Below are 23,711 nucleotides of genomic sequence, written 5' to 3'. Positions count from 1 at the left end.
GCAACCCGCTTGCGGGCGATGCTCCCGCGCGGCCGGGGAACATGAAAGATCAGCGCAACGCCCGCGAGCGGGTTCCTGCGGGGGCGGATCGCGCGTTCAGAAAATCTCCGCCACGCAGCAACGCAGGCTGCCGCCGGCCTTCTCGATCTCGTCCAGCTCGACCGCGCCGATACGAAAACCCCAGCCGGCCAGCGCCTGGCGCTGGGCATCGGTGAGCGCGCGTGCGGCGCTCGCACTCATCCACACGCGCTGGTCGGACAGCGCGATCGCGTTGCCTGCGAAGGCCTGCTTCTGCGCCGGCGTCAGCCACAGCGCACGATCGCCATAGGCGCGGGCGATCGCCGCGGGCACGGCCGCGTCGGCGAAGCCGTCCGGCGCCACGATCGCGGCGCGGCCGGCCAGCAGCGCCAGCACCACGTTGGTGTGGTACTCGCCGGCGGCCAGCGGGAAGCAGAAGGTCAGGCGCAAGCCGAAAGCCTCGTGCATGGCCTGCGCGCCGGCCTCGTCGCAGCGCTCGGACAGGCCGCAGTAGCCCACGCCGCGGGCGCGGTCGATCACCAGCGCGCCGGTGAGCTCGGCCACGCAGTCGTGGCGGCAGGACAGGTCGACTTCCTCGTAGCCGAGCACTTGGGCGAAGAAATCCCGTACGTCGCGCCGCCCGGCTTCGCGTTGACGTACCGCGTGGCGCATGCGCCCGACGATCAGCCGCCCCGGCGCGGTGGCGAACACGTTGTTGGGAAACACCGCATCCGGCGTGCTGGCGTCGCCCGGGAAGGTGATCACCGGGCAATCCGCGCGCAGCGCCTGTGCCAGTGCCGCGTGCTGGGCCAGCGCACGCAGCGGATCGACCGCCAGCGCCATATCCATGTAGCGGTTGTCGCTGGCCGATTCGGCGGCCAGGGCGAACTCCGCCGGCGCGAGCAGGAAGGCCGCGCGTGCGGTGGCCTGGACGTCGCGCAGTGGCGGCAGGGCGGCGAAGGCCTCGAGGAAGGCGGTGGGCGAGGTGACGATCACGACGTGGGCTCCTGGAGGGCGCGCCATGGTAAGCGCGCTCAGAGCGTCTTGGCGCCGGCCTCCTCGGCCGCCTCGATCGCCTCTGCGTCCAGCTGCAGCTTCTGCCGTCGGCGCAGCGTCGGGAACATTGCCATCCACAGCCCCACCACCACCAGCGTGCCGACACCGCCGAGCACGGCCGCGCCGACCGCGCCCAGCCACGCGGCAACCAGGCCCGACTCGAACTCGCCGAGCTGGTTGGAGGTGTTGATGAAGATGGAGTTGACCGCGTTGACCCGTCCGCGCATGGCGTCCGGCGTGTCCAGCTGCACCATCGAGCCGCGGATCACCATGCTCACCATGTCGAACGCACCGCCGGCGAACAACGCAATCAGCGACAGCCACATCCACGAGGAGAGCGCGAACACCAGCGTGGCGACGCCGAAACCGGCCACCGAGCCGAACATGATCATGCCCACGCGCCGCGTCAGGTCGTGCCGCGCCAGAGCGAAGGACATCAGCAGCGCGCCCACCGCCGGCGCCGCGCGCAGCAGGCCCAGGCCCCACGGACCGGTGTGCAGGATGTCCTTGGCGAAGATCGGCAGCAGCGCGGTGGCGCCGCCGAACAGCACCGCGAACAGGTCCAGCGAGATCACCCCCAGCACGTCCTTGCGCTCGCGGATGAAGTGCACGCCGGCGAACAGCGACTTGAGCGAGGCCGGCTCACGCTTCGGCGGCGCCTGCTCGTAGCGAAGCTGCGCCATCAGCGTGGCGGCGATCAGGTACAGGCCCGCGGCGGTGGCATAGACCACGCCCGGACCCGCCACATAAAGCAGGCCGCCGACCGCCGGCCCCAGCACCATGGCCATCTGGAAGGCCGAGCCGCTGACCGCCACCGCGCGTGGCAGGATCGGCGGCGGCACCAGCGCCGGCAACAGCGAAGACATCGAGGGCGACTCGAACGCCTTGGCGGTGCTGATCACGAACACCAGCGCCAGGATCCCGAACTCATGGATGCGCCCGGTGACACTGAGCACCGCCAGCGCAACGATCGCGCACCATTCGACGACCTGCCCGATCAGCACCACGCGCCGGCGCTCGAACTGGTCGGCGATGTGGCCGGCGGGCAACGCCAGCAGCACCGAGGGAAAGAACTGCACCAGGCCGATCAGGCCCAGGTCCAGCGCGCGGCCGGTGATTGCGTAGATCTGCCAGGCCACCGCCACCGAGAGCATCTGGAAGCCGAAGCCCGAGGCGATGCGGGCGAACCAGAACTGCACGAAGGCACGGTGCTGGAGCAGCGAGTCGGTGGGCATGGGGCGTCTTGGGGGGTGAAGGGCGGGATTATCGCCGCGGGTGGCGCTTCCCGCACGAGCACCCCCATCCGCCCTTGGGGCACCTTCCCCCGTCGAACGGAGGAAGTATCAGTGCGCAGCACGGAAGCCTTCCTCCACTCGACGGGGAAGCTCCCATCGAGTGTTCCCGTTCCACCGGGTCGCTCCGATCGAGCCTTCCCCCGTGCGACGGGGCAAGGTGCCGACAGGCGGATGGGGGCAACCCCGCCGCAGACTTCACGACCACTTGCCCACCCCCGCCCTAGCCTCCGCTCATCGCCGCCGCAGGAGACCGGCCATGGGCCGCCAGGCCGAACACGTCTACACCGACCAGCCCACCATCGCCCGCTTCAACAGCATGGTCGAACACCTGCAGAACGGCGCGCGCGTGCGCCTGCACCTGGCCGACGGCAGCACCTGCGACGGCGTGGTTGCCGCCCGCCCGACCGTGCAGGAGTTCTTCGACGGTGACGGCAACGAAGGCAGTAACGGCGTGGTGCACCTGGAGCAACTGGGCACGTCCGAATGGAAGCGCTACCTGTGGTTCGACCAGATCGAGCGCATCGAGCACCTGGACTCGGACGCCCAGCTGCGCGCCTGAGTCGTGCCCGCGCCGCTGGCGTATTCAGGCCACATCGTCGGACAGCACCGGCACCGCCGGGCGCGTGGGCCGTCGGGCCGGTGCCCCCTCCAGTCCGAACAGCGGGCGCAGCCATCGGTTGGGACGGATCACGACGTGGTGCAGCAGCGCACAGCCGAGCATCGTCGCCAGCAGGACCGACAGCGGCTCCAGCACCGGCCCCAGGCCCAGCGGCATCAGCTGCCAGGCGGCGAACAGCAGCAGGCTCTGGTGCAGCACGTACCACGGATAGACCGCCTCTCGCGCGTACGGCAGCCAGCGGAACGGACGGTTGAGCCAGGCGTGTCCCCAGCCGAGCACGACCACGATCGCCACCCACAGATAGGCATAGCGCGCCGCATGCACCGCCTCCCACAGCAGCGCCGGCGCGGTGTCGGGGAGCAGCCTGATGCCGGCCAGGTAGACCCCGAAGCAGGCGAGCGCGAACGGCAGCGAGGCGCGGCGCAGGCGCGCCAGCTCGTTCCAGAGCCCGGTATCGGTGCCCAGCAGGTAGCCATAGAGGAAGACCGTCGCGTAGATGGCATGGGCGTACCAGTCATCCAGCAACGCCCCGGTCACCGGGTAGCGTGCGGCGAGCAGGCGGTCCCAGGCGAACAGCGGCACGGCCGGCACCAGCAGCAGGGCTGCGCCGCGCAGCTTCAGGCAGGCGGCCCGCAGGCGTTGCCCCACGCGCGACTCCAGCGCCGGCAGCAGCGCGAGCAGCAGCAGGGTGTAGACCCACAGGTAGGGCAGGTACCACAGATGGTTCCAGGTCACGCCGAACTGCCAGCCGGTGAACGCCCCTGGCGGCCACGGACCGCCGCTCCAGTAACGCAGCAGGAAGCGGCCGAAACCGGGCTGGACCAGGTGGTTGGCCAGGCCCTGAACATACGGCTGGATCGGCACCACCACCGCCATGCCGAAGGCCAGCGGCAGCAGCAGGCGCAGGCTGCGCTTGCCCGCCATGCCGGGCAGGCTGCCGCGGCGGCGCATGAAGTTCACGGCCAGGCCGGAGATCAGGAACAGCAGCTCCATCCGCCACCGGTTCAGGAACAGCATCGGGTACTGCAGCCACCCGGCCGTGTGACTGCTTTTCAAGTGGAAGTCCCAGTCGGCCACGTACAGCATGCCGGCGTGGTAGAGGATCAGCAGGCCGAAGGCCAGGACGCGCAGCGCGTCGATGTCGTAGCGTCGGTTCATGGGGCGCTCCCGGACGGAAAGTGGCGCCAGTCTTGAGCTCAGCCGGCGCCCGATCACGCCGGAAGTGACCATCCGCGGGGCGGCGGGGATGAACCGCCGGCCGGCAGGGACGAACCGGGAGGGCCGTTTGCGTAGAATCCGCCCATGATCTCCCCCGCGCCCGGTTCCCGTCTTTCCCAACGCTGGCGACGTGCGCTCGAGGTCGCGGCGTGGATCTTCTTCTTCGTGCTCAATGCCCTGTTCAACAGCCTCAACTCGGGCGTGGACCACCCGGGCGCGGCCGCCTGGGAACCCTGGGTCTGGGAATGGACCAGCGCGCTGGTGCTGCTGGCCCTGCTGCCGGGGGTGATCGCGCTGGAGCGGCGCTGGCCTGTCCGCTTCGATACCTGGCAGCGCAACCTCCCGCTGCATGCACTGGCGAGCGTGCCGTTCAGCCTGGTGCACGTGGCAGGCATGTGGTTGCTGCGCAAGCTGGTGTACGCCGCCCTGGGGTGGCACTACGAGCCGGGCGGCTGGTGGTTCAACCTCGGCTACGAGTACCTCAAGGACATACGGACCTATTTCCTGATCGTCGGTGCGCTGGTGCTCTACCGGCTGTGGCGGCTGCGCCAGCACGGCGAGGCGCGATTGCTGGCGGCCCCCGACGAGGGCCCGCCAGTGGAACCGGTGGAGCGGCCCGAGCGCTTCCTGGTGCGCAAGCTCGGCAAGGAGTTCCTGCTCAACGCGCGCGAAGTCGAGTGGCTGCAGGCGGCCGGCAACTACGTGAACCTGCACGTGCGTGGGCGCGACTATCCGCTGCGCACCACCATGGCGGCGATCGAGGAGCGGCTGGACCCGGCGCGCTTCCTGCGGGTGCACCGCAGCTATGTCGTCAACCTCGATTACCTGGCCGAGATCGAGCCGCTCGATACCGGTGACGCGCGGCTGAAGCTGCACGACGGCGCTGTCGTCCCGTGCAGTCGGCGCTACCGCGCGCAGCTGCGCGAGCGGTTTGGCGAAGCGACACCGGTCCAGCTGGGTTCCGCATAGGAGCGCACCTGTGCGCGACGGTATGCGTGGTCGCGCACGGGCGCTCCTGCAGGGGGCCTGCGCTTGCACCGCCCGCCCGCGCGTTTCACGCTAGGGACTTTCCCGTGCCTGGAGCGCATCCGATGAAGCTGCCCTTCCATTCCTCCGCGGCCCTGCTGTGCGGCATGCTGGCCCTGTCCGGCTGCAATTCGCAGGACCAGGAGCAGGCTGCCCAGGCCCCGGCGGCTTCGGCGCAGAACGACGATGCGGCGCGCAAGCTCGACACCTACCGCCAGCTCATACGCATCCACAACGACGAAATGACCGTGACCATGGGCCACGACATTCTCGACCGTTACCCGGACAGTGCCGCGGCGAAGGAAGTGCAGCAGACCCTGCCCGACATCGAGAAGCGCTGGAAGGAAGAGAGCGAGAAGCGTCGCCTCGACGCCTTGTGGCTGTACCAGGTTTCGCCGATGCAGGGCGGCACGCAGTCCACCGCCACCCTTTATTCCAGCCAGCCGTCCGGCAACGACCGCGTGCGGCTGGTGCTGCGCCGGCACACCGACTGGGGCCAGAACGTGTTTCTGTACGGCGGCGGCCACGGCTTTGTCTGCCGCGGCAATTGCACCCTCCACGCCACCTTCGACGGCAAGGAGCACGGTATCAAGTCGTTTGCGCCTTCCACCGGCGAGCCGGCGCTGATGATTCGCGACGATGACGACTTCATCGCGCGGATGAAGAAGGCGAAGAAGATCACCATGGATGTGACCCTGGTCGATGGCGAGAAGAAGGAAACCCTGGTCTACGAGGTGGGCGGCTTCGATCCGGCCAAGTGGAAGGCGCTGCCGAAGAAGAAATGATGGCGGTGCACCGATCGGGCACGTCCGCGTTAACGGTCGAGCGAGTCGACTCCAGGAGAAACGCCATGTCGTTGAAACGTGCCCTGCTGGCCGGTGTCGCCACGATGGTGCTCGCCGGTTGTTCCAGTGTGCCCTCCGCGCAGCGCATGGCCGAGCGCCAGGCGGCCTACGCCCAGGCGGCCGGTGCGCCGGTCAACCACTTCAGCTTCTTTGTGCCGATGTGGTCGTGGGAACCGTTGGGCAGCGACCAGGTGGCCGTCTACACCAAGCCGAAGGAAGCCTGGTTGCTGGACGTGCCCGGTTGCACCGAACTGCCCTACGCCAACTCGATCGGCGTGACCTCGAACCTCCACCAGGTGTCGATCAATTTCGACAAGGTCGTGACCGGGCGCAGCCAGCTCGCCTGCACGATCCGTCGGATCCGCCCGGTCGATCTGGACAAGCTCAAGGCGTTGCAGCAGGCGCAGCGGCCGGTGACCACGGAGCCGCGGCAGGGCTGATTCGCGCGCGAACCCTTCCTGCAGGAGCGCGCCCTGCGCGCGACCGTGAGGTCCGCGGTCGCGCACAGGGTGCGCTCCTACGGGAACCCGGCCGGCAGGGGGGCGCACTCAGTTGAGGAACAGCCGTTCGGCCAGCTTCGCCAGCGGCTTCTCCAGCGCACCTTGCAGTCGCGGCGGGAAGTCCAGCGGCTTGAGCAGCATCTTCACCGTCATCTCGGCCGGGATGTGCCGGCGCAACAGGTCCTGCGCCTTGCCGGCGACGCGGCGGAAGGCCTCGCGGTCACCCTTGTGCTGCGGATAGCACTGCTCGAACACGTGGCGCAGCGCGATGTCGCTGTCTTCGCTGCGGATCTCGTTGACCCGCTTCAACACCGCGCGGAACACCTTGTAGCGGCCCAGCCCCTCGTTCTGGCGGTAACGCCGGAAGTGCTGGTAGAAATACTTGAAGTGCCGCACCTCGTCGCTCTTGATGTGGCCGGTCAGCTGCTTGAGCACCGGCTCGTCGGTGATCTCGTGCAGCGCGCGGTACAGGCTGGCGGTGCCGGTCTCGACCACGCAGCGGGCGGCCAGCTCCAGTCCGCGGCTGTCCTCCAGCTGCTCGGCCGTGCACACCGCCCCGTATTCGGTCCAGAACGCGGCGAAACCCTTGTCCCAGTCGAACTCCGGCCATACCGCACGCACGTAGGCGGCCAATGCGCGACCGTGCTGCAGTTCCTCATGCTCCCAGTGCTGGCTGAGCCAGGTCTGCAGCTCCTCGTCGCCGTTGAAGTGGGCAACCAGGTTGTGGGTGTAGAGATCCGAACCGCTTTCGACGAAGGAAGAACTGCACAGCAGGAAGAACAACTCCTCGTTGTGGCGCACGCGCGCACGGTCGATGCACGACAGGTCGAGGGTTTCCAGCGTCCAGGGCAGGGCGGGGACGTAGCTCACGCGGGTGTCCTGTAGAGGCGCGGCACAAGGCGCGCGTGTGACGGGCGAATGACGGACAGCATACGGTGTCGTGACGCGTGCGGATTAACCCAGCCCGACCCTGTGAACATCGGAGGCTACGGCACGACCGTCACCGGCACGTGCGCGCGCGCCAGCACGTCGCTGGAGACCGAGCCGAGCAGCCAGCGCGCCAGCGTGCCGCGTTCGGTGTGGCCGATCACGATGTGGTCCGCGCCGCGCTGCTCGACCTGGCCGAGCAGGACGTCGCCCGGGCTGCCGTGCGTGACTTCCACGTCGATCATGTCGCGCGCGTCCGGCTCCATCGCCGCCAGTTCGTCGAGCAGCTCCTGTGCGCGCTGGGCGCTGGAGTCGGCCATCATCAACGCGCAGGCGTCGGCACCGCCCTCGGTCACCTGCAGCACCGACACCACGCGCACCCGGCCCTGGCCGCAGCGCGCCAGCGCGACGGCGGTCTGGAAGGCACGTTGCGAGGAAGGTGAACCGTCGTAGCCGACCAGCGAATACTTGAACATGGCGCGTCTCCGTGCGTGTGGTTCCGATTATGCCGCGCCCGTCACTTGTCGCACGGGGCCTCCACCTCGGCGTGCGCGTTGGGCCGGATCGGCACCCCGCGGACCTCCGCTACGTTCTGCGTGAGCTCGGCGCCAAGCAGCAGGATCACCACCGAGTAATACACCCACACCAGCAGCACCACCACGCTGCCGGCCGGGCCGTAGGCGCCGCCCACGTCGCTGTGCGAGAGGTAAAGGCTGATGCCGAACTTGCCGACGGCAAAGAGGATCGCGGTGAAGGCGCCGCCCAGCAGCGTATCGCGCCAGTCGATCTGCGCATCGGGCAGGACCTTGTAGATGGAGGCGAACACCAGGCCGAAAAGCAGCAACGCCACGATCGCCTCCAGCGCGTCCCACACCGCGGTGTCGCTGCGTGCGAACACCGCGATCGCGGTGCTCGCCACCAGCGACACGATCAGCAGGAAGGCCAGCGTCAGCAGCAGCCCGAAGGCGTGCATGCGCGTGAGCAGCCAGCTGAAGAGCGCATTGCGCGGCGCTGCGCGCAGGTTCCACACGCGGTTGATCGCCAGTTGCAGTTGGGCGAACACCGTGGAGGCGCCGATCAGGGTGATCGCCAGGCCGATGATGCCGGCCCAGTGGCCCAGCTCGGGCCGGTCCTCCGCGTTGTTGATCACCAGCTTCACCGCGTCCGACGCGCGCGTCCCGACCAGGTGGTTGATCGAGCTGACCAGCTGGTCCTGCCAGGCCGGCTGCAGCGACGCGACCAGCCACAACAAGAGCACCAGCATCGGCGCGAACGACAGCGCCGAGTAGAACGCCACCGCCGCGGCGTGCGTCATCAGGTCGTCCTCGGCCGCGCCCTTGGCGGTGCGCTTGACGACCTCCACGGTCGATTGCCACAGCGAATGCATGGAGCCCTCCGGAGCCCGCGTACGAGCCCAAGCATGGCGAGGAACCTGCGCGGCGATCGTGAACGTGCACCGCCACTGCCGCTGGCGATTCCTTCACCGGCGCGGGGCCAGACTCGACCGCAGCTCACAGTGCCCCGCACGGGGAAGGAGACCTGCGATGACTCTGCGCACCACGGCATGGGCGAGTGTCCTGCTCGCCGGCACGATGGCGCTGGCCGCCTGGCCGGCCGCACCGGCGCGCGCCGCCGAAACGATGGTCAAGTGCGAGCTCAGCTACAACCTGCAGGGCTGGTCGATCATCTACAAGCACGCCGAAGGGGCCGGCACGGTCACCTGCGACAACGGCCAGAGCGCGCCGGTGAAGATCAGCGTGGTCGGCGGAGGCCTCACCGCCGGCAAGTTCCGCGTCACCGACGGCAAGGGCGAGATCACCCGGGTGCACGGCATCGCCGAGGTGTTCGGCGACTACGTGCAGGCCGGCGCCGAGGCCGGTGTGGGCAAGAGCGCCCACGCGCAGGTGCTGACCAAGGGCACCACGTCGCTGGCGCTGACCGGTACCGGCCAGGGTATCGACCTGGGCGTGTCGGTGGGCAAGTTCACCATCGCGCGCCCGTAGGCCACATCACGCGCAGGGTGGGCTCCAACCCACCGGCACGCCGCAGAGCGGTGGCCGGAGCCCACCCTGCGCCGGCCAGCGCGTAGACTTTGGCGGATCTTTCCATGGAGTCCGCCATGCGCCGCCAGTCGATCACGTCCGTACGCCACGCGGTGGTTTTTTCCTGATGGCCACGGATGCCGCACCCGCGCGTCGCTTCGGCCTCTGGCGGGTCGCCACCTGGATCGTGCTGCTGCTGGCGGCCTTCGGCGGCGTGCTGTACCTGCGCCACGGCGACTGGCCTTACCTGGTTGGCACCTTCGCGGTGATCGTGGTGTGCGCTGGCGGCATCCTGCGCCAGCCCTGGGCCCGCCCGGCGTTGCGCGTGGTGGCCTTGCTGCTGGCGCTGTGGGCGCTGGCCACTGGCGGCCTGATGCTGGCGCAGTGGGGCCAGTTCGAGATGGCCCGCACGCGCGCCATGACGCAGCCGCAGCCGCAGCTGCTGTTGCTGGTGATCGAGCAGGCGCGCCGCAGCTTCCTGCTGGGCCTGGTCTTCAAGGCGCTGCTCGTGCCGCTGCTGCTATGGCTGGCCTGGCAACTGGGCCGGTCGCCGGTGCGCGCACAGTTCGTTGCGCGCCGCGGAGGCTATTCGGCCGCGGATGGGGCGCGGCGGAAGCAACGCTAGGCCGCGAATACCTGTCGCCGGATCAGTCGAAGCGCCTCTGATTCAGCCGCCGTTGACGCACGCGCGGGTATCGCTGAGGTCTCTTTTCGCGACGAAAACCCCAATGCGCCTGCGGCTCCTGTTCGCCAGCCTGATCCTGTCCGCCGCCCTGCCGGCTCTGCACGCGCAGGACCTGGCAGGCACCTGCCATGCCAGCAGCAGTTACGACCTGACGGTGAAGCCGGACAGCCTGCTGTTCGACCGCCCGCAGCCGGCCCCCTTCCACGTGCAGGTCGCCGACGGAGCGCTGCGCACCGACGGTCAACCGGTGCGACTGAACGCCGAGGCCCAGGATCGACTGGCGCTGTTCGAGCGCGAACTGCGCGCACTGGTCCCGCGCGTGCGGGCGGTGGCCGATGCCGGCGTGGCGATGGCGGTGCGCGCAATACACGACGAGGCCGCCGGCATGCAGCTGGCGCCCGCGACGCTGGCCGAGCTCGACCGTCGCCTGGCCACGCATGCCGCGCAGCTTGAGCGGCGCATCGCGCAGAGCAACAGCACGCACGACTGGCAAGGTGACGCCGCCCAGCAACTGGCCGACCGCATCGTGGGTGATCTGGCCCCGCTGGTGGCCGCCGATCTCGGTCAGCAGGCGCTGGCCGCCGCGATGAACGGCGACCTGGCCGAAGCGGCCCGCCTGCGCGACCAGGCGGCGGACCTGGCCACCCAGCTCCAGCCACGGCTGCAACGCCGCATGCAGGCGTTGCGGCCGCAGGTCCAGGCGCTGTGCCCGTCGATCCAGCGGCTGGCGGAACTGCAGCAGGGCGTCCGCGGGGCGGATGGCCAGCTGTTGAAGCTGGTGCAGGTCGGCCAGTAATCGCGCGCGTCCCGTAGGTTTGCGGGCAGGCTGGCAGGCGCGAACCCGAATGCCGCCTGACGGAGGGTGCGCCGCACGCAGCGCCGGACGCCACGAGTTAATCCCCGGCTAAGTGCGCGGGACCGACCATGGCCGCTCCATGTCGATTCCCCAGGAGCCGCCCGCCGTGGCGCCACGCCCGCAAACGCTGTTCAACGCGCTGATCCGCCAGGGCATCGACCTGCGCGCGATGTACCGCGACGCCTCGGCACAGGCGAACGAGCCGGGCCTGCGTGTGGTGCTGGGCGAAAACGCGAGCGCGCTGGACCAAATGATTGCCGACCTGCAGGGTCAGGTCAGCCACCTGGGCGGTACGCCGGCGCGGCGTGGACGGCTGGGCGGCTCGGCGCGACGGCAGTTGATCGAGTGGTTGCTGCCGGACACGCCGCGCCGCGACACCGCGTGGATCGCCCGGCTGGCGCACGGCGAAGCCGCCCTGGTACACGCCTTCGAAGAAGGCCTGCAGCGCGCCACGCCAGAGGCTGCGCTGGTGCTGCGCCGCCAGCTGCCACGGCTGCAGGGCATTCACCTGGACATGCATAGCCTGGCCCGCGCCCGGCGCTGCTAAGCTCCGCCCACCCGGGCCGGCCCAGGGGGAAACGGCATGAGCACAACCGCACAGGATGTACTTGATTTCTGGTTCGCCGACGAGAACGCGGTGCGCTGGTTCGTACGCGATCCCCAGTTCGACGAAGTCATCCGGAACCGCTTCAGTGCCACCCTGGAGGCGGCCATCGCGGGCGCGCTGGACCCATGGGCGCTGACGCCGCATGGCTGGCTCGCCCTGCTGATCGTGCTCGACCAGTTCAGCCGCAACGTCTATCGCGGCGACGCGCGTGCCTTTGCCCAGGACAACCGGGCGCAGGCGCTGGTGCTGGAAGGGCTTGAGCGGCGCGACGACGAGGCGCTGGCGCCATTGCAGCGCGTGTTCGCCTACCTGCCGCTGGAACACGCCGAGGACCTCGGCTTGCAGTGGCGTTCGGTGACGCTGTTCCGCGCGCTCGCCCTACAGGCTTCGCCCCAGGCGCGCGGGCAATATGAGAATTTCCTCGACTACGCGCGCAAGCACTGCGAAGTGATCACGCGTTATGGCCGCTTTCCGCATCGCAACGCCGCGCTGGGTCGGCCGAGCACGCCGGACGAGCTGGAGTACCTGCAGGAAGGCGGCGGATTCTAGTTCCCTTGCCGGTGGGCCTGTCGTCCAAACGGGCCCCCGCAAGGAGAAGGGCGATGCGCAACGTATTGCTACTGGCCGCAGGCTTGCGGCGTCGCTTTCGGTGAGCCCGGGCGTGCGGGACGGCGATGCCTTCCGCGTGCCCGCGGTCGGCCACAGCGCGGTATCCACGCGGAGCCTGCCCGGCGGGCCGCCATACAAGGAAGCGATCGAGGGTCACGAAGGCGCGCGGCGTGGCGAGCGCCGGCCGTACGAGATCGACGGCCCGATGGTCGCGGTGACCATCGTCTACGGCAAGGTCGGCGACATCCCGATCGCGCAGCGTTGAAGGATCGACCCGGCACCTGCCGGGTTTCCACCCCAAGGAAGGAACGACATGCGTACCCTGCTCGTCGGCAGCCTGTGGCTGCTCGCTTTTGCCGCCACCGCCTCGGACACCCTGCGTGTCGGCAGTCACCTGCTGGTCGCCGGCGACAGTGCCGCGAAGGTGCGCGAACTGCTCGGCCGGCCCACGCGGGTAGCGCGCCACCGCACGCGACGCCACGGTCGCGGCGTCGTGGTGGTCACGCCCGCCAGCGAAAGCTGGATCTATCGCGACAGTGGGCACGAGATCACCATCACGCTGGTCGACGGCGAAGTGGCGGAAATCGAGCAACGCCCCTGAAACGCGGCGGGCATGACCGATGGCACGGCATGACGCCTGGCCCATGCCGGTGACGTCGGCTGGCGGGAAGCTGGCGCCATCGTCACCGCGGAGCCGGCCCATGCGCACGCTGATCCTTTCCCTCGCAATCGCCACCGGTCTGGCGCTGGCCGGGCCGGCGCAGGCGGGCGGGCTGCATGTGAACCACGAGCAGTGCAGCTTCGGCACCGACTACGACGTGCTGGTCAAGCCCGCGGGCATCACCTTCGAGCGCCAGGACGGCACACCCGGCAGTGTGTTCATGCACGACGGCGCGCTGCGCATCGACGGCCGCGACGTGGCCGTGTCCGGTGCCGATGCGGGCCGCCTGCGCGAGTATGAAAGCCAGGTGCGCACGCTGTTGCCCGAAGTCGCCTCGATCGCCCGCGAGGGGGTGGACATCGGCTTCGACGCACTCACCACGGTGGTCGCCAGCTTTGCCGACGATCCGACCGAACGCAGCCGGTTGATCACCCGGCTCAACGACCAGCACAAGCAGGCACTGACCAAGATCGACGAAGGCCTGGGCCGGGGACAGTGGCGCCAGCACAGTGTCGAGGACTTGATGGAAAACCAGGTTGGCGACGCGGTCGAGTCGCTGGTCAGCACGGTCACCGCCAAGGCGGTGAAGGCTGCGCTGAGCGGCGACCAGAGCCAGGTTGCCGCGCTGGAAGCGCGTGCCGACGCGTTGGACAAGACCATCGACGAGCACGTCGACGCCCGCGCGGACGCGCTTTCCGAGCGCGCCGAGGCACTGTGCCCGCACATGGCGCGGCTCGACCAGTTGCAACAGCAGTTCGAATTCCGCCTGAAGGACGGCTCGCGCCTGGCGCTGGTCGACCATCAGCCGGAGCACTCCAACGAGGCTTCCGCCAAGACGAAGCCCCAGACCCGCTAGCCGCCCCCCCGGCTCGCGGGCCGGCCGCTCCCCCACAACCATCCATGCGGCCCATGCGCCGCGCCGGTTTCCCCAGACCGGCGCGGCGCTTTTTTTCGCCTGCGCACGGCCGCCTGCGGGGCATCGTCACGGCACGCCCTGTTAGGCTTCGGGGCTGGTTCGACCGCGGAGTGACGCCATGCCCGACCTGCTTGCCCGGATTCACCTGTCCGAGAACGCCACACTGCTGGGGATCAACATCCTGATGGCGCTGCTGATCCTGCTGATCGGCTTCTGGCTGGCGGCGCGGGTGGCCAACCTGGTCCAGCGTGCGATGCACCGCGCGAGCATGGACGAGACCCTGATCGGCTTCCTGCGCAACCTCATCTACGGCGTGCTGGTGGCCGTGCTGGTGGTCAGTGCGCTGATCACCGCGGGGGTGCCGTCGGCGCCGCTGGTCGCGGCGCTGGGCGCCAGTGGCCTGGCGATCGGACTGGCCCTGCAGGGCTCGCTCAGCAACCTGGCCTGGGGCGTGCTGCTGATCATATTCCGGCCCTTCCGCGCGGGTGATTTCATCCATGCCGGCGGCCTGGACGGCACCGTCGAGGCGGTCAACCTGATGTACACGTTGCTGTCGCTTCCCGATGGCCGCGAGGCGATCGTGCCCAACGCCAAAGTGGGTAGCGACGCGATCATCAATGCCAACCGCCGTGGCACGCGCCGCTTCGAGCTGAAGGTCGGCATCGGCTACAAGGACGACATCGGCCAGGCGATCGGCGAGATCGAAAAGCTGTTTGTGGCCGATCCACGCATCCTGAAGGAGCCGCCGCCGACCGTGGTGACCGGCACGCTGGCCGAAAGCTCGGTCGAGTTGATCATCCGTGCCTGGACGCGCAGCGAGGACATGTGGGGTGCGCAGACCGAACTGCTGCGCAAGATCAAGGAACACTTCGCCGAGGCGGGCATCAGCATTCCGTTCCCGCAACGCGAGTTGACGGTGGTGCAGGGTGCCTTGCCGGAGGCAAAGGCCGGCTGAGATTCGTCGGGCGGGCTTCAGCCCACCGCCTGCATGCGGCGGGACGACGGTGCGCTGAAGCCCAGCCGACGTGATCCATGCCGCGGATGCGCGGCAACGCCATGCGAGGTGCGCAAACCCAGGAGAGGGGCGCAGTGCGGCAGGTCGCGTGGTTGACCCATTGCAGGGGAAAGGCGCAGGCCCTTGCCCTCGGCGCAGCCGTCTCCCAGGCCTACTGCACCGTCACCGGCCGCGGTTGTCGCCGGACACACGATCGATCAGCTCGTTGAACGGATCGATCCCGGCCTCCGCCGGCGTGCCGTCGACGGTTACCGTGAGGGTGCTCTCGCCCGCCGGTAGCAAGCGCTTTTCCAGGTACAGCGGCTTGCCGTCGCGACCCTTGCCCGGCGAGGCGGCGAACACGCCGATCTCCACCGGCACGTCCGGTTCGGCCGGTGTCTCCCTGCCGGAGCCATCGACGTGGACCTTGCCCGCGTGCACCTTGAGCGTCACCTCGTAGCGACCGTCCGGCCGTTTTCTTGCCGTCGCCTCGCTGATGCGGTTGTCGAACAGGGCGATCCTCCAGAACAGATCATCCAGCAGCCCCTTCCACCGCGGTTCCAGTGCGCTGGCGAGCGTGTCCATCAGATCGCGCGAACTGGGGTAGGGCGGGCCGCGGAACTGCCAATGCTGCAGGAACTGCTTCAGTGCCCCGTCGAGGACGTTCTCGCCGACGTAGTCCTGCAGCGCGTAGAACACCAGCGAGCCCTTGTTGTAGTGGATGTACTGCTGGTTCTCCACCTTCGCCAGCGGCTCCTCGGCGACCTTCTCGGTCGCGCGGCTCATCAGGTACTTGTCCAGCTCGTACTTGAGGAACTTGCGCATCTGGTCGGCGCCGTACTTCTGCTTCATCACCATCAGCGCCGAGTACTGCGCCAGCGACTCGCTGAGCATGGTCGAGCCCTGCATGTTCGCGCCAATGGCCTGGTGCGCCCACCACTGGTGCGCGACCTCGTGCGCGGTGACGTAATAGACGTAGTCCACCCTGGATGCATCGCGCAGGTCGGCGATGAAGCCCACGCTTTCCGAATACGGGATGGTGTTGGCAAAGGACTGCGCGAAGTGCGCGTAGTTGGGGAACTCCAGGATGCGCACCTGGCGGTACTGGTAGGGCGTGAAGTGGGCCTGGTAGTAGGCCAGCGCGTCCTTGGTCGCCTGGATCATGCGGTCCACGTTCCAGGCGTGCGCGCTGTCGTAGTAGACCTCGATGGCGATGCCGTCGTAACTGTCCTTCTTCACCGTGTACCGCGCGGACAGCCACGCGAAGAAGTCCAGCATCGGCCGCTCGGCGGTGTAGGTGAAGTAGCGCCGGCCGTTGGCGGTCCAGCTTTTCTGGAGCACGCCCGGCGCGAGCGCGATCTGGTCGGCAGCGGTGGAGACGGTGGTGCTGAAGTCGATCCAGTCGGCATCGTTGCTGATGTAGTTGTTGGCCAGTGCCTTGCTGTCGCCCAGTTTCGGCATGCGCGGCACGTCCGGCGGCAGGCCGTACTTGCGCCGGTCGCCGCGGTCGGTCAGCTGCACCTGGCTCTGGTAGCCGAAGCGTGGCAGTACCTGGCTGTTGAAGAAGCTGCCGTTGGCGACCAGGAACTTGCCGGAGGGCTCGTTGGTGAAGCCGCGCGGCGCGTAGGCGAGGCGGAAGTCGAACGCCATCGAGGCGCCCGGCGGGAGCGGCCTTTTCAGGCGGTAGATCGCGTAGCCCAGCCGCTTGTCGTCGCTCACGGTGTCATGCGGCGCGAAGCGCAGCGACGCGAGCGTGAAGTCGGTATCGGTGTTGACGTGCAGCGTGTCGATCGGCTGGCTGCTGCGGTTGACCAGCGTGTAGTGGCCGCGGATCTCCAGTCGCCGCTGGTACGGATAGATGTCCACGTCCGTCTTCACTGCGGTGATGCGTGGCTGCGGAAGGCCCTCGTACCTGGCGTATTTCTTTTCGTAGTCGGCACGCTGGCGCGTGTCGTCGTCGCTACTGGTGTAATGGTTGAGCACGTTGGTGTTGTAGAAGATCCACACGCCGGTCGCGACGAAACCAGCCAGCGCCAGCCCCAGTGCGATCGCCGCGGGCCGGCGCAGCCGGGTGCGCGCTTCCTGCAGGCGCTCGCGCCAGGTCGTGCCAGTGCCGCGCACGTTGAACAACGCGGCAACCACCAGCATCGCCACCGCTGCAAAACCCCAGTAAAGGTCGAACCACAACGCCGCGGCGAGGAAATGGCCGAAGCCGTTCATGTCCGAATACGGCACCGACGAGGCGTGGCCGAAGATAGTCAGGTTGTGGTCCCAGTGCAGCAGCGGGAAGCCGATCAGCGAGGCCACCAGCCAGACGATGCCCAGCAGGTAGCCCATGAACTTGCTGCCGGCCAGCGTCTGGAACAGCAGCATCAGCACCGCCAGCAGCACGAACGGCGCCGCGTCCAGTCCCAGCGTGGCCAGGTACAGGCCAATCTGCAGATGCGTGTAGCCGTGGCCGAGCTGCCAGAGGATGCCGACCAGGTCGCCGATCACCAGGTACGCCAGCACCACCGCGAACAACGCCAGCAGCCGCGCGGTGAGCGGGAGCCAGTCCGGCAGCGGAAACGCATCGACCACCTCGGCGGTGTGCCGGTCGCGCTCGCGCCAGACCAGCTCACCGGCGTAAAAGGTCACGATGATCGCCAGCAGCCAGTGGAAGCTGCCCTGGATGGTCTCCAGCACCGTATGGGTCACCGGATAGACCGGCGTGCCGTAGAACTCGCTGCTGAAGGCCAGCGCGAACAGCAGGTTGACCAGCCCGAACACCAGCATCACCAGGAACGGCACGCCGCGCAGCACCTGGCCGATGTCGAAGGCCAGCAGCGCGCGCAACTGCGCAAGCCGCGCGCGCAGGTCGTGCGCCAGCCGCACGCCCGGCACGCCGGTGTGCACTGCGCCGGCCATGGGGCGCAGCAGCGGCGGCTCGGCACGGGGCTTGCGCCCGGGCAGGCGCAGGCCCTCGCGGTTGGTGCGGAAGAGCACGAATGTCGCGCCGGCCAACAGCAGCGAGATGCCCAGCCACAGCAGCCGGTTCCACAGCAACAGCCCTTCCAGCGGCGGCAGGCGATGGTTGAGTTCGTCGGCCGACCAGTAGCGCGTGACGATGCCCAGTGTGCGGCCGCCGAACGGGTCGAGCAGGGCCGCGACGATGTGGTGGTTGACGTCCCGCGTCAGCAGCCCCGACAGCGACAGCAGCACGATGAAGGCGATGATGCCGATGTAGGTCGCCAGCAGCGAGCGGGTCACCGTGGCGAGCAGGAACAGCAGCGAGGCGACGAACAGCATGTCCGGCAACACCATCACGCCGAACGCCCAGGCGTAACCCTGCCAGCCGGACGGGCCCAGGCGCGCCGGGTCGACCCACGGCATCGCGCCGCCCAGCGCCACGCCCAGCGCCACCGCCAGCATGATCGCCACCGCCGCCGCGTAACCGGCGGCCAGCCGTCCACCCAGGTAGGCGCCGCGACCGACCGGCGTGGCGAACACCAGCTCGGCGGTGTTGTGGTCGAAGTCGCGCAGCGCCGCGCCGGCGACGAATACGCCGCCGGCAAGCATGCCGAAGATGGTGAAGGCGCTGACCAGCCGCACGATCACCATCGGCGCGTTGCGCAGCACGTTGCCGCTGGCGCCGCCGATCACCACCGCATCGGTGCTGGCCACCGCGAAGGCAAGCCCGCCGAAGGCCAGCGCCATGATCCAGAACAGCGGCGCGCGCCACTGCTGGCGCCATTCGAAGCGGAATACTTCTCCCAGCATGGCGTCAGGCCGCACGCGCCGTGGCCTGCGCGCGCAGGCGGCCGAAATAGACGTCCTCCAGGTCAGGCACCACCGGTTCGAATCCCGGCTCCGGCGGCGCGTCGGCCAGCACGTGCAGCAGCGTGCGTCCACCGGCCAGGCGGGTGGAGAGGATGGTCATGCGGGCGCGGTAGTTGTCCAGCTCCGCCTTGTCGATCGTGCGCCGCCATACGCGCCCGTCCAGGCTGCGGATCGCTTCGCGCGGTTCGCCGGTCAACAGCACCTGGCCCTGGCCGATGATCGCCATGCGCGGGCACAGGTCGGTGACGTCGGCCACGATGTGGGTGGAGAGAATCACCACGACCTTTTCGCCGATCTCGGCCAGCAGGTTGAGGAAGCGGTTGCGTTCCTCCGGATCCAGGCCGGCGGTCGGCTCGTCCACGATCACCAGTTTCGGGCTCCCGATCAGCGCCTGGGCAATGCCGAAGCGCTGGCGCATGCCGCCGGAGAAGCTGCCCAGCTTGCGCTTGCGCACGTCCCACAGGTTGACCTGGCGCAGCAGTGCCTCGGTGAGCTCGCGCCGCTCGCCGCGCGCGGTGACGCCCTTGAGCACGGCGAAGTGTTCCAGCATCGCCTCGGCGGACACCTTCGGGTAGACGCCGAATTCCTGCGGCAGGTAGCCGAGCAGTCGGCGGGTGGCCGGCTTGTCGGCCAGCAGGTCCGTGCCGTCGAGCTCGATGCTGCCCTGGTCGGGGTCCTGCAGCGTCGCGATGGTGCGCATCAGCGAGGATTTGCCCGCGCCGTTGGGGCCCAGCAGGCCGAACATGCCCTGCGGGATGTCCAGGTCGATCCCGCGCAACGCGTGCACGCCGTTGGCGTAGGTCTTGGACAGGTGGCGGATGGTCAGCATGCAGTCTCCTCCGCGCCGCCCCGCGCGGCACCGACGGGGGCCAGCATAGGGAGCACGGCCGGCGGGCACATCGGCACAAGGTCATGCCTGCGACGGGGAGGCGCGGAACGAACCGCCAGCGGAGGTGCCACACGCGGCGCTTTTTTTGTCGATGTGGAACGCGCAGGAAGGACGGGGAGCCTTGGCGGGCCCGCTTCCGAACATTCCGCCAAGAGCGCCCCCATCCGCCTGTCGGCACCTTCCCCCGCGTACGCGGGGGAAGGCCCCAGCGGGGGCTTGCCGCGAGATATCCCTCCGTTACGAAGAGGCTCGAGCGCGGGCTTGCCGCGCGATCTCCCTCCGCTGCGACGAGGCTCGAGCGGAGGCGTGCTGCGAGATCCCTTCGTCCGATCACGGGGAAGGTGCCCTAGGCGGATGGGGGAAGCCTCGCCACGGCCCGTCCCGACCATCCCGCCCGGAGCTACCGGCCTGCTGATGCCGCGCACCGGATGTGCGACCGCCGGATCGCCATCCACCGGCAAGGCCTACGCATCGGGCGGCCGTTCGCTATCATGGAAGCCTTGCGCGCCGCCATCCCCGGGCGCTGCGCCCTTGCCATCGCAGGAGACCCCATGGCCGACCTCAAAGAAGCACGCGTCCCCGACATCGGCGGCCACGACAACGTGCCGGTGATCGAAGTGCTGGTGAAGGCCGGCGACCGCGTGGAGAAGGAACAGAGCCTGATCACGCTTGAATCGGACAAGGCGACCATGGAAGTTCCCTCGCCGGTCACCGGCGTGGTGAAGGAGGTCAAGCTCAAGGTCGGTGACGAGGTTTCCGAGGGCGCGCTGATCGCCGTCATCGAGGCCGAGGGTGCCGCCCCGGCTCCCGCACCCGCCGCGGCGCCGAGCGCCTCCGCCCAGCAGGCCAGGGCGGCCGAGCCGCGCTCGGGCAAGGGCGCCGTCGACGAAGCGCCGCCGCAGCCGCTGCCCGCCGCGGCCCCGGCCGGCGGTGGCATGCGCGAGGCGCGCGTGCCGGACATCGGCCACGACAACGTCCCGGTGATCGAGGTGCTGGTGAAGGTCGGCGACACGGTGGCCAAGGACCAGAGCCTGATCACGCTGGAATCGGACAAGGCCACCATGGAAGTGCCCGCGCCGTTCGAGGGCGTGGTGAAGGAGCTCAAGCTCAAGGTCGGCGACGAGGTCTCGGAGGGCGCGGTGATCGCCCTGATCGAGACCGGCGCCGCCGCGCCGGCTGCCGCCGCGCCGTCGCCCGCGGCCTCGCCCGATGCGCAGTCGGCCACTGGCCTGCCGGTCAGCGGCGGTGGTCCCAAGGCGTCGCAACAGCCGGCCCCGGTCGGTGGCCGCGGCGTGCAGCCGGGCAACGTGCCCGAGGGCGATGTCGCGCCGCGCGCACGACCGCCGCTGGACGCCAGGGTGATCATGCCCGGTGACGCGCCGTATGCCAGCCCGGCGATCCGCGCCTTCGCGCGCGAGCTGGGCGTGGACATCGCGCAGGTGAAAGGTTCCGGTCGCGGCGGGCGCATCCAGCGCGAGGACGTCAGCGCCTACGTCAAGCACGCGCTGGCCTCGGGCGCGCGTCCGGTGCAGGGTGCGCCGGTCGCCGCCGGCGGCGGGCTCAACCTGCTGCCGTGGCCGAAAGTGGACTTTTCCAAGTTCGGCCCGGTCGAGGAGAAGCCGCTCACCCGTATCCAGAAGATTTCCGGCGCGAACCTCTCGCGCAACTGGGCGATGATCCCGCACGTCACCCAGCACGAGGACGCGGACATCACCGAGCTGGAGGCGTTCCGCAAGCAGCTCGGTGCAGAGAACAAGGACCTGAAGGTCACCCCGCTGGTGTTCCAGATCAAGGCGGTGGTGGCGGCGCTCAAACAGTTCCCGCAGTTCAATGCCTCGCTGGACGAGACCGGCGAGAAATTGATCCTCAAGAAGTATTTCCACATCGGCATCGCCGTGGACACGCCCGACGGCCTGGTGGTGCCGGTGATCCGCGACTGCGACCAGAAGGGCCTGCTGGACCTGGCCCGCGAGCTGGGCGAGATCTCGAAAAAGGCGCGCGAGAAGAAGCTCGGGCCCAGCGAGATGTCCGGCGGCTGCTTCTCGATCTCCTCGCTCGGCGGCATCGGCGGTACCGCGTTCACGCCGATCGTCAACGCGCCGGAAGTGGCGATCCTGGGCGTCTCGAAGGCCTCCATCAAGCCGGTATGGAACGGCAAGGAGTTCGCGCCGCGCCTGATGCTGCCGCTGTCGCTCTCCTACGACCACCGCGTGATCGACGGCGCGCTCGCCGCGCGCTTCGCCGCCTTCCTCGCCACCCAGCTCGGCGACATCCGCCGGCTGCTGCTCTGACGGAGGCGCGGCCATGGCGAACACGATCGAAGTGAAGGTTCCGGACATCGGCGGCCACGACAACGTGCCGGTGATCGAGGTGCTGGTGAAGGCCGGCGACCGCGTGGAGAAGGAACAGAGCCTGATCACGCTGGAGTCGGACAAGGCCACGATGGAGGTGCCTTCGAGCGCCGCCGGCGTGGTCAAGGACGTGAAGCTGAAAGTCGGCGACGAGGTGTCCGAGGGCGCGGTGATCCTCAGCCTCGAGGCGAGCGACTCGCTCCCCTCTCCCGCCGGGAGAGGGGTCGGGGGTGAGGGTTCGGGCGAAGCGAAAGCTCCCGCTCCGGCCGCACCCTCTCCCGCCCCTGAGCGGCATCCTCTCCCGACGGGAGAAGGCAAGGCGCCGCAAGCTGCCAGCCATTCCGGCCGCCGGCCGGACATCGAATGCAAACTCGTCGTCCTCGGCTCCGGCCCCGGCGGCTACACCGCCGCGTTCCGCGCCGCGGACCTGGGCGTCGATACCGTGCTGGTCGAACGCTACGCCTCGCTCGGCGGCGTCTGCCTCAACGTCGGCTGCATTCCGTCCAAGGCGCTGCTGCACGCCGCCGCGGTGATCGACGAAGCCGAGGCCATGGCCACGCACGGCGTGAGCTTCGGCAAGCCGAAGATCGAACTGGACAAGCTGCGCCACTTCAAGGAGCAGGTGGTCGGCAAGCTCACCGGCGGCCTGGCCGGCATGGCCAGGCAGCGCAAGGTGCGCACGGTGCAGGGCACGGGCAGCTTCGTCTCGCCTAACGAGCTGGAAGTAAAGACGGCCGAGGGCACGAAGCTGATCCGCTTCGAGCAGGCGATCATCGCTGCCGGCTCGCAGGCCGTGCGCCTGCCGATGTTCCCATGGGACGACGAGCGCGTGATGGATTCCACCGGCGCGCTGGAACTTGCCGAGATCCCCAAGAAACTGCTGGTCGTCGGCGGCGGCATCATCGGCCTGGAAATGGCCACCGTTTACGCAGGCCTCGGCAGCGAAGTGACCGTGGTCGAGTTCATGGACCAGCTCATCCCCGGCGCCGATGCCGACCTGGTCAAGCCGCTGGCCAAGCGACTGGGCGGCAAGCTCAAGGGCGTGCACCTTAGAACGAAGGTGGTCGAGGCCAAGGCGACGAAGAAGGGCATCGAGGTCCGCTACGAGGGCGAAAGCCTTCCCGACACCACCGTGTTCGACCGCGTGCTGGTCGCCGTTGGCCGTTCGCCCAACGGCGGCAAGATCGGCGCCGACAAGGCCGGTGTCGCCGTGAGCGAACGCGGCTTCATCAATGTCGATTCGCAGATGCGCACCAACGTGCCGCACATCTTCGCCATTGGCGACCTGGTCGGCCAGCCGATGCTGGCGCACAAGGCCACCCACGAGGCGCGCGTCGCCGCCGAAGTGGTGGCGGGTGAGAAGAGCCACTTCGACGCCCGCGTGATCCCGTCGGTCGCCTACACCGATCCGGAGATCGCCTGGGTGGGCGTGACCGAGCGCGAGGCCAAGGAAAAAGGCCTCAAGGTCGGCGTCGGCAAGTTCCCGTGGGCCGCCTCCGGCCGCGCGATCGGCATCGACCGCACCGAGGGCTTTACCAAGCTGCTGTTCGACGAGGAAACCCACCGCGTCGTCGGTGCCGGCATCGTCGGCCCGCACGCGGGCGACCTGATCTCCGAGCTGGCACTGGCCATCGAGATGGGCGCCGAGGCGGCCGATATCGCGCTGACCATCCATCCGCACCCGACCTTGAGCGAGTCGGTCGCGATGGCGGCGGAGGTCTACGAAGGCACGATCACCGACCTGTACATCCCGAAGAAAAAATAGCGGCGGACGTCGC

The 23,711-nt window shown here is 68.9% G+C and carries 23 protein-coding genes; 15 read left to right on the top strand and 8 right to left on the bottom strand.

All coding sequences use genetic code 11. The annotated features are described in order from the left end of the window. Positions 1-96: 96 nt before the first annotated feature. Together J7I44_RS06650 and J7I44_RS06645 are read right to left on the bottom strand one after the other, a co-directional pair. Positions 97-1,014: an arginine deiminase-related protein gene (locus J7I44_RS06650; protein ID WP_209617778.1), complete on the bottom strand. Its 918-nt coding sequence runs from the start codon at positions 1,012-1,014 to the stop codon at positions 97-99. Between the two features lie 38 nt (positions 1,015-1,052). After that, positions 1,053-2,309 (bottom strand): MFS transporter, encoded by a 1,257-nt coding sequence (locus J7I44_RS06645; RefSeq protein ID WP_209617775.1) that lies wholly within the window; start codon positions 2,307-2,309, stop codon positions 1,053-1,055. 316 nt (positions 2,310-2,625) lie between these two features. Here J7I44_RS06645 and J7I44_RS06640 point away from each other — a divergent pair, with 316 nt between their 5' ends. Continuing rightward, the gene (locus J7I44_RS06640; protein ID WP_209617772.1) at positions 2,626-2,928 is read left to right on the top strand and encodes a DUF3247 family protein; all 303 of its coding nucleotides are present in this window, start codon (positions 2,626-2,628) and stop codon (positions 2,926-2,928) included. A 24-nt stretch (positions 2,929-2,952) separates the two neighbouring features. Here J7I44_RS06640 and J7I44_RS06635 read toward each other — a convergent pair whose 3' ends face one another. Further along, entirely contained in the window at positions 2,953-4,146 is a 1,194-nt protein-coding gene (locus J7I44_RS06635; protein WP_209617769.1) for an acyltransferase family protein, read from the bottom strand. Between the two features lie 144 nt (positions 4,147-4,290). Here J7I44_RS06635 and J7I44_RS06630 point away from each other — a divergent pair, with 144 nt between their 5' ends. The 3 genes from J7I44_RS06630 (at position 4,291) to J7I44_RS06620 (ending at position 6,517) form a co-directional block, all read left to right on the top strand. Beyond that, positions 4,291-5,175, top strand: coding sequence for a LytTR family DNA-binding domain-containing protein (locus J7I44_RS06630; RefSeq protein WP_209617766.1), 885 nt, complete (start codon positions 4,291-4,293; stop codon positions 5,173-5,175). 122 nt (positions 5,176-5,297) lie between these two features. Beyond that, positions 5,298-6,017, top strand: coding sequence for a hypothetical protein (locus J7I44_RS06625; protein WP_209617763.1), 720 nt, complete (start codon positions 5,298-5,300; stop codon positions 6,015-6,017). A 65-nt stretch (positions 6,018-6,082) separates the two neighbouring features. After that, positions 6,083-6,517 carry a DUF6491 family protein gene (locus J7I44_RS06620; RefSeq protein WP_209617761.1) on the top strand — a complete coding sequence of 145 codons (435 nt, stop codon included), beginning with the start codon at positions 6,083-6,085 and terminating at the stop codon, positions 6,515-6,517. A gap of 108 nt (positions 6,518-6,625) precedes the next feature. Here J7I44_RS06620 and J7I44_RS06615 read toward each other — a convergent pair whose 3' ends face one another. From J7I44_RS06615 to J7I44_RS06605, 3 genes are all read right to left on the bottom strand, one after another. Beyond that, positions 6,626-7,447, bottom strand: a complete 822-nt coding sequence (locus J7I44_RS06615; RefSeq protein ID WP_209617758.1) for a ferritin-like domain-containing protein — start codon at positions 7,445-7,447, stop codon at positions 6,626-6,628. A 116-nt stretch (positions 7,448-7,563) separates the two neighbouring features. Beyond that, positions 7,564-7,980 carry a universal stress protein gene (locus J7I44_RS06610; protein WP_209617755.1) on the bottom strand — a complete coding sequence of 139 codons (417 nt, stop codon included), beginning with the start codon at positions 7,978-7,980 and terminating at the stop codon, positions 7,564-7,566. A 41-nt stretch (positions 7,981-8,021) separates the two neighbouring features. Continuing rightward, a complete protein-coding gene (locus J7I44_RS06605; protein WP_209617752.1) occupies positions 8,022-8,891 on the bottom strand; it encodes a YihY/virulence factor BrkB family protein in 870 nt (289 codons plus the stop codon). A gap of 157 nt (positions 8,892-9,048) precedes the next feature. Here J7I44_RS06605 and J7I44_RS06600 point away from each other — a divergent pair, with 157 nt between their 5' ends. The 9 genes from J7I44_RS06600 (at position 9,049) to J7I44_RS06560 (ending at position 14,835) form a co-directional block, all read left to right on the top strand. Then, positions 9,049-9,507 carry a hypothetical protein gene (locus tag J7I44_RS06600; RefSeq protein WP_209617749.1) on the top strand — a complete coding sequence of 153 codons (459 nt, stop codon included), beginning with the start codon at positions 9,049-9,051 and terminating at the stop codon, positions 9,505-9,507. Between the two features lie 166 nt (positions 9,508-9,673). Beyond that, a complete protein-coding gene (locus J7I44_RS06595; protein ID WP_209617746.1) occupies positions 9,674-10,171 on the top strand; it encodes a hypothetical protein in 498 nt (165 codons plus the stop codon). Between the two features lie 103 nt (positions 10,172-10,274). Then, a complete protein-coding gene (locus tag J7I44_RS06590) occupies positions 10,275-11,027 on the top strand; it encodes a DUF2884 family protein (RefSeq protein WP_209617744.1) in 753 nt (250 codons plus the stop codon). Between the two features lie 139 nt (positions 11,028-11,166). Beyond that, a complete protein-coding gene (locus tag J7I44_RS06585) occupies positions 11,167-11,634 on the top strand; it encodes a PA2169 family four-helix-bundle protein (RefSeq protein WP_209617740.1) in 468 nt (155 codons plus the stop codon). Between the two features lie 36 nt (positions 11,635-11,670). Next, positions 11,671-12,243 (top strand): DUF924 family protein, encoded by a 573-nt coding sequence (locus J7I44_RS06580; protein ID WP_209617737.1) that lies wholly within the window; start codon positions 11,671-11,673, stop codon positions 12,241-12,243. 112 nt (positions 12,244-12,355) lie between these two features. Further along, entirely contained in the window at positions 12,356-12,568 is a 213-nt protein-coding gene (locus J7I44_RS06575; protein WP_209617734.1) for a hypothetical protein, read from the top strand. A gap of 48 nt (positions 12,569-12,616) precedes the next feature. Next, positions 12,617-12,904 (top strand): hypothetical protein, encoded by a 288-nt coding sequence (locus tag J7I44_RS06570; RefSeq protein ID WP_209617731.1) that lies wholly within the window; start codon positions 12,617-12,619, stop codon positions 12,902-12,904. Between the two features lie 100 nt (positions 12,905-13,004). Beyond that, complete coding sequence (locus tag J7I44_RS06565) at positions 13,005-13,820, top strand: DUF2884 family protein (RefSeq protein WP_209617728.1); 816 nt, start codon at positions 13,005-13,007, stop codon at positions 13,818-13,820. Between the two features lie 178 nt (positions 13,821-13,998). After that, positions 13,999-14,835 carry a mechanosensitive ion channel family protein gene (locus tag J7I44_RS06560; RefSeq protein ID WP_209617725.1) on the top strand — a complete coding sequence of 279 codons (837 nt, stop codon included), beginning with the start codon at positions 13,999-14,001 and terminating at the stop codon, positions 14,833-14,835. Between the two features lie 222 nt (positions 14,836-15,057). On the opposite strand, the gene J7I44_RS06555 is transcribed toward J7I44_RS06560, so the two are convergent. Continuing rightward, positions 15,058-18,633 (bottom strand): ABC transporter permease/M1 family aminopeptidase, encoded by a 3,576-nt coding sequence (locus J7I44_RS06555; protein ID WP_245187997.1) that lies wholly within the window; start codon positions 18,631-18,633, stop codon positions 15,058-15,060. A 4-nt stretch (positions 18,634-18,637) separates the two neighbouring features. Continuing rightward, complete coding sequence (locus J7I44_RS06550) at positions 18,638-19,522, bottom strand: ABC transporter ATP-binding protein (protein ID WP_209617719.1); 885 nt, start codon at positions 19,520-19,522, stop codon at positions 18,638-18,640. 611 nt (positions 19,523-20,133) lie between these two features. On the opposite strand from J7I44_RS06550, the gene aceF reads away from it, so the two are divergent. Next, positions 20,134-21,873, top strand: coding sequence for a dihydrolipoyllysine-residue acetyltransferase (aceF, locus tag J7I44_RS06545; protein WP_245187965.1), 1,740 nt, complete (start codon positions 20,134-20,136; stop codon positions 21,871-21,873). 13 nt (positions 21,874-21,886) lie between these two features. Then, entirely contained in the window at positions 21,887-23,698 is a 1,812-nt protein-coding gene (gene lpdA / locus J7I44_RS06540; protein WP_245187964.1) for a dihydrolipoyl dehydrogenase, read from the top strand. The last annotated feature ends 13 nt before the right edge of the window (positions 23,699-23,711 follow it).

Source organism: Frateuria flava (assembly GCF_017837635.1).
Taxonomy (GTDB): domain Bacteria; phylum Pseudomonadota; class Gammaproteobacteria; order Xanthomonadales; family Rhodanobacteraceae; genus Frateuria_A; species Frateuria_A flava.
This window is presented reverse-complemented; position numbering and strand designations above follow the sequence as displayed.

Excerpts from the sequence above, each read along its gene's own strand:
- J7I44_RS06645 (WP_209617775.1), bottom strand. The coding sequence starts at position 2,309 with ATGCCCACCGACTCGCTGCTCCAGCACCGTGCCTTCGTGCAGTTCTGG.
- J7I44_RS06640 (WP_209617772.1), top strand. The coding sequence starts at position 2,626 with ATGGGCCGCCAGGCCGAACACGTCTACACCGACCAGCCCACCATCGCC.
- J7I44_RS06635 (WP_209617769.1), bottom strand. The coding sequence starts at position 4,146 with ATGAACCGACGCTACGACATCGACGCGCTGCGCGTCCTGGCCTTCGGC.
- J7I44_RS06630 (WP_209617766.1), top strand. The coding sequence starts at position 4,291 with ATGATCTCCCCCGCGCCCGGTTCCCGTCTTTCCCAACGCTGGCGACGT.
- J7I44_RS06625 (WP_209617763.1), top strand. The coding sequence starts at position 5,298 with ATGAAGCTGCCCTTCCATTCCTCCGCGGCCCTGCTGTGCGGCATGCTG.
- J7I44_RS06620 (WP_209617761.1), top strand. The coding sequence starts at position 6,083 with ATGTCGTTGAAACGTGCCCTGCTGGCCGGTGTCGCCACGATGGTGCTC.
- J7I44_RS06610 (WP_209617755.1), bottom strand. The coding sequence starts at position 7,980 with ATGTTCAAGTATTCGCTGGTCGGCTACGACGGTTCACCTTCCTCGCAA.
- J7I44_RS06605 (WP_209617752.1), bottom strand. The coding sequence starts at position 8,891 with ATGCATTCGCTGTGGCAATCGACCGTGGAGGTCGTCAAGCGCACCGCC.
- J7I44_RS06600 (WP_209617749.1), top strand. The coding sequence starts at position 9,049 with ATGACTCTGCGCACCACGGCATGGGCGAGTGTCCTGCTCGCCGGCACG.
- J7I44_RS06595 (WP_209617746.1), top strand. The coding sequence starts at position 9,674 with ATGGCCACGGATGCCGCACCCGCGCGTCGCTTCGGCCTCTGGCGGGTC.
- J7I44_RS06590 (WP_209617744.1), top strand. The coding sequence starts at position 10,275 with ATGCGCCTGCGGCTCCTGTTCGCCAGCCTGATCCTGTCCGCCGCCCTG.
- J7I44_RS06585 (WP_209617740.1), top strand. The coding sequence starts at position 11,167 with ATGTCGATTCCCCAGGAGCCGCCCGCCGTGGCGCCACGCCCGCAAACG.
- J7I44_RS06580 (WP_209617737.1), top strand. The coding sequence starts at position 11,671 with ATGAGCACAACCGCACAGGATGTACTTGATTTCTGGTTCGCCGACGAG.
- J7I44_RS06570 (WP_209617731.1), top strand. The coding sequence starts at position 12,617 with ATGCGTACCCTGCTCGTCGGCAGCCTGTGGCTGCTCGCTTTTGCCGCC.
- J7I44_RS06565 (WP_209617728.1), top strand. The coding sequence starts at position 13,005 with ATGCGCACGCTGATCCTTTCCCTCGCAATCGCCACCGGTCTGGCGCTG.
- J7I44_RS06560 (WP_209617725.1), top strand. The coding sequence starts at position 13,999 with ATGCCCGACCTGCTTGCCCGGATTCACCTGTCCGAGAACGCCACACTG.
- J7I44_RS06555 (WP_245187997.1), bottom strand. The coding sequence starts at position 18,633 with ATGCTGGGAGAAGTATTCCGCTTCGAATGGCGCCAGCAGTGGCGCGCG.
- J7I44_RS06550 (WP_209617719.1), bottom strand. The coding sequence starts at position 19,522 with ATGCTGACCATCCGCCACCTGTCCAAGACCTACGCCAACGGCGTGCAC.
- aceF (WP_245187965.1), top strand. The coding sequence starts at position 20,134 with ATGGCCGACCTCAAAGAAGCACGCGTCCCCGACATCGGCGGCCACGAC.
- lpdA (WP_245187964.1), top strand. The coding sequence starts at position 21,887 with ATGGCGAACACGATCGAAGTGAAGGTTCCGGACATCGGCGGCCACGAC.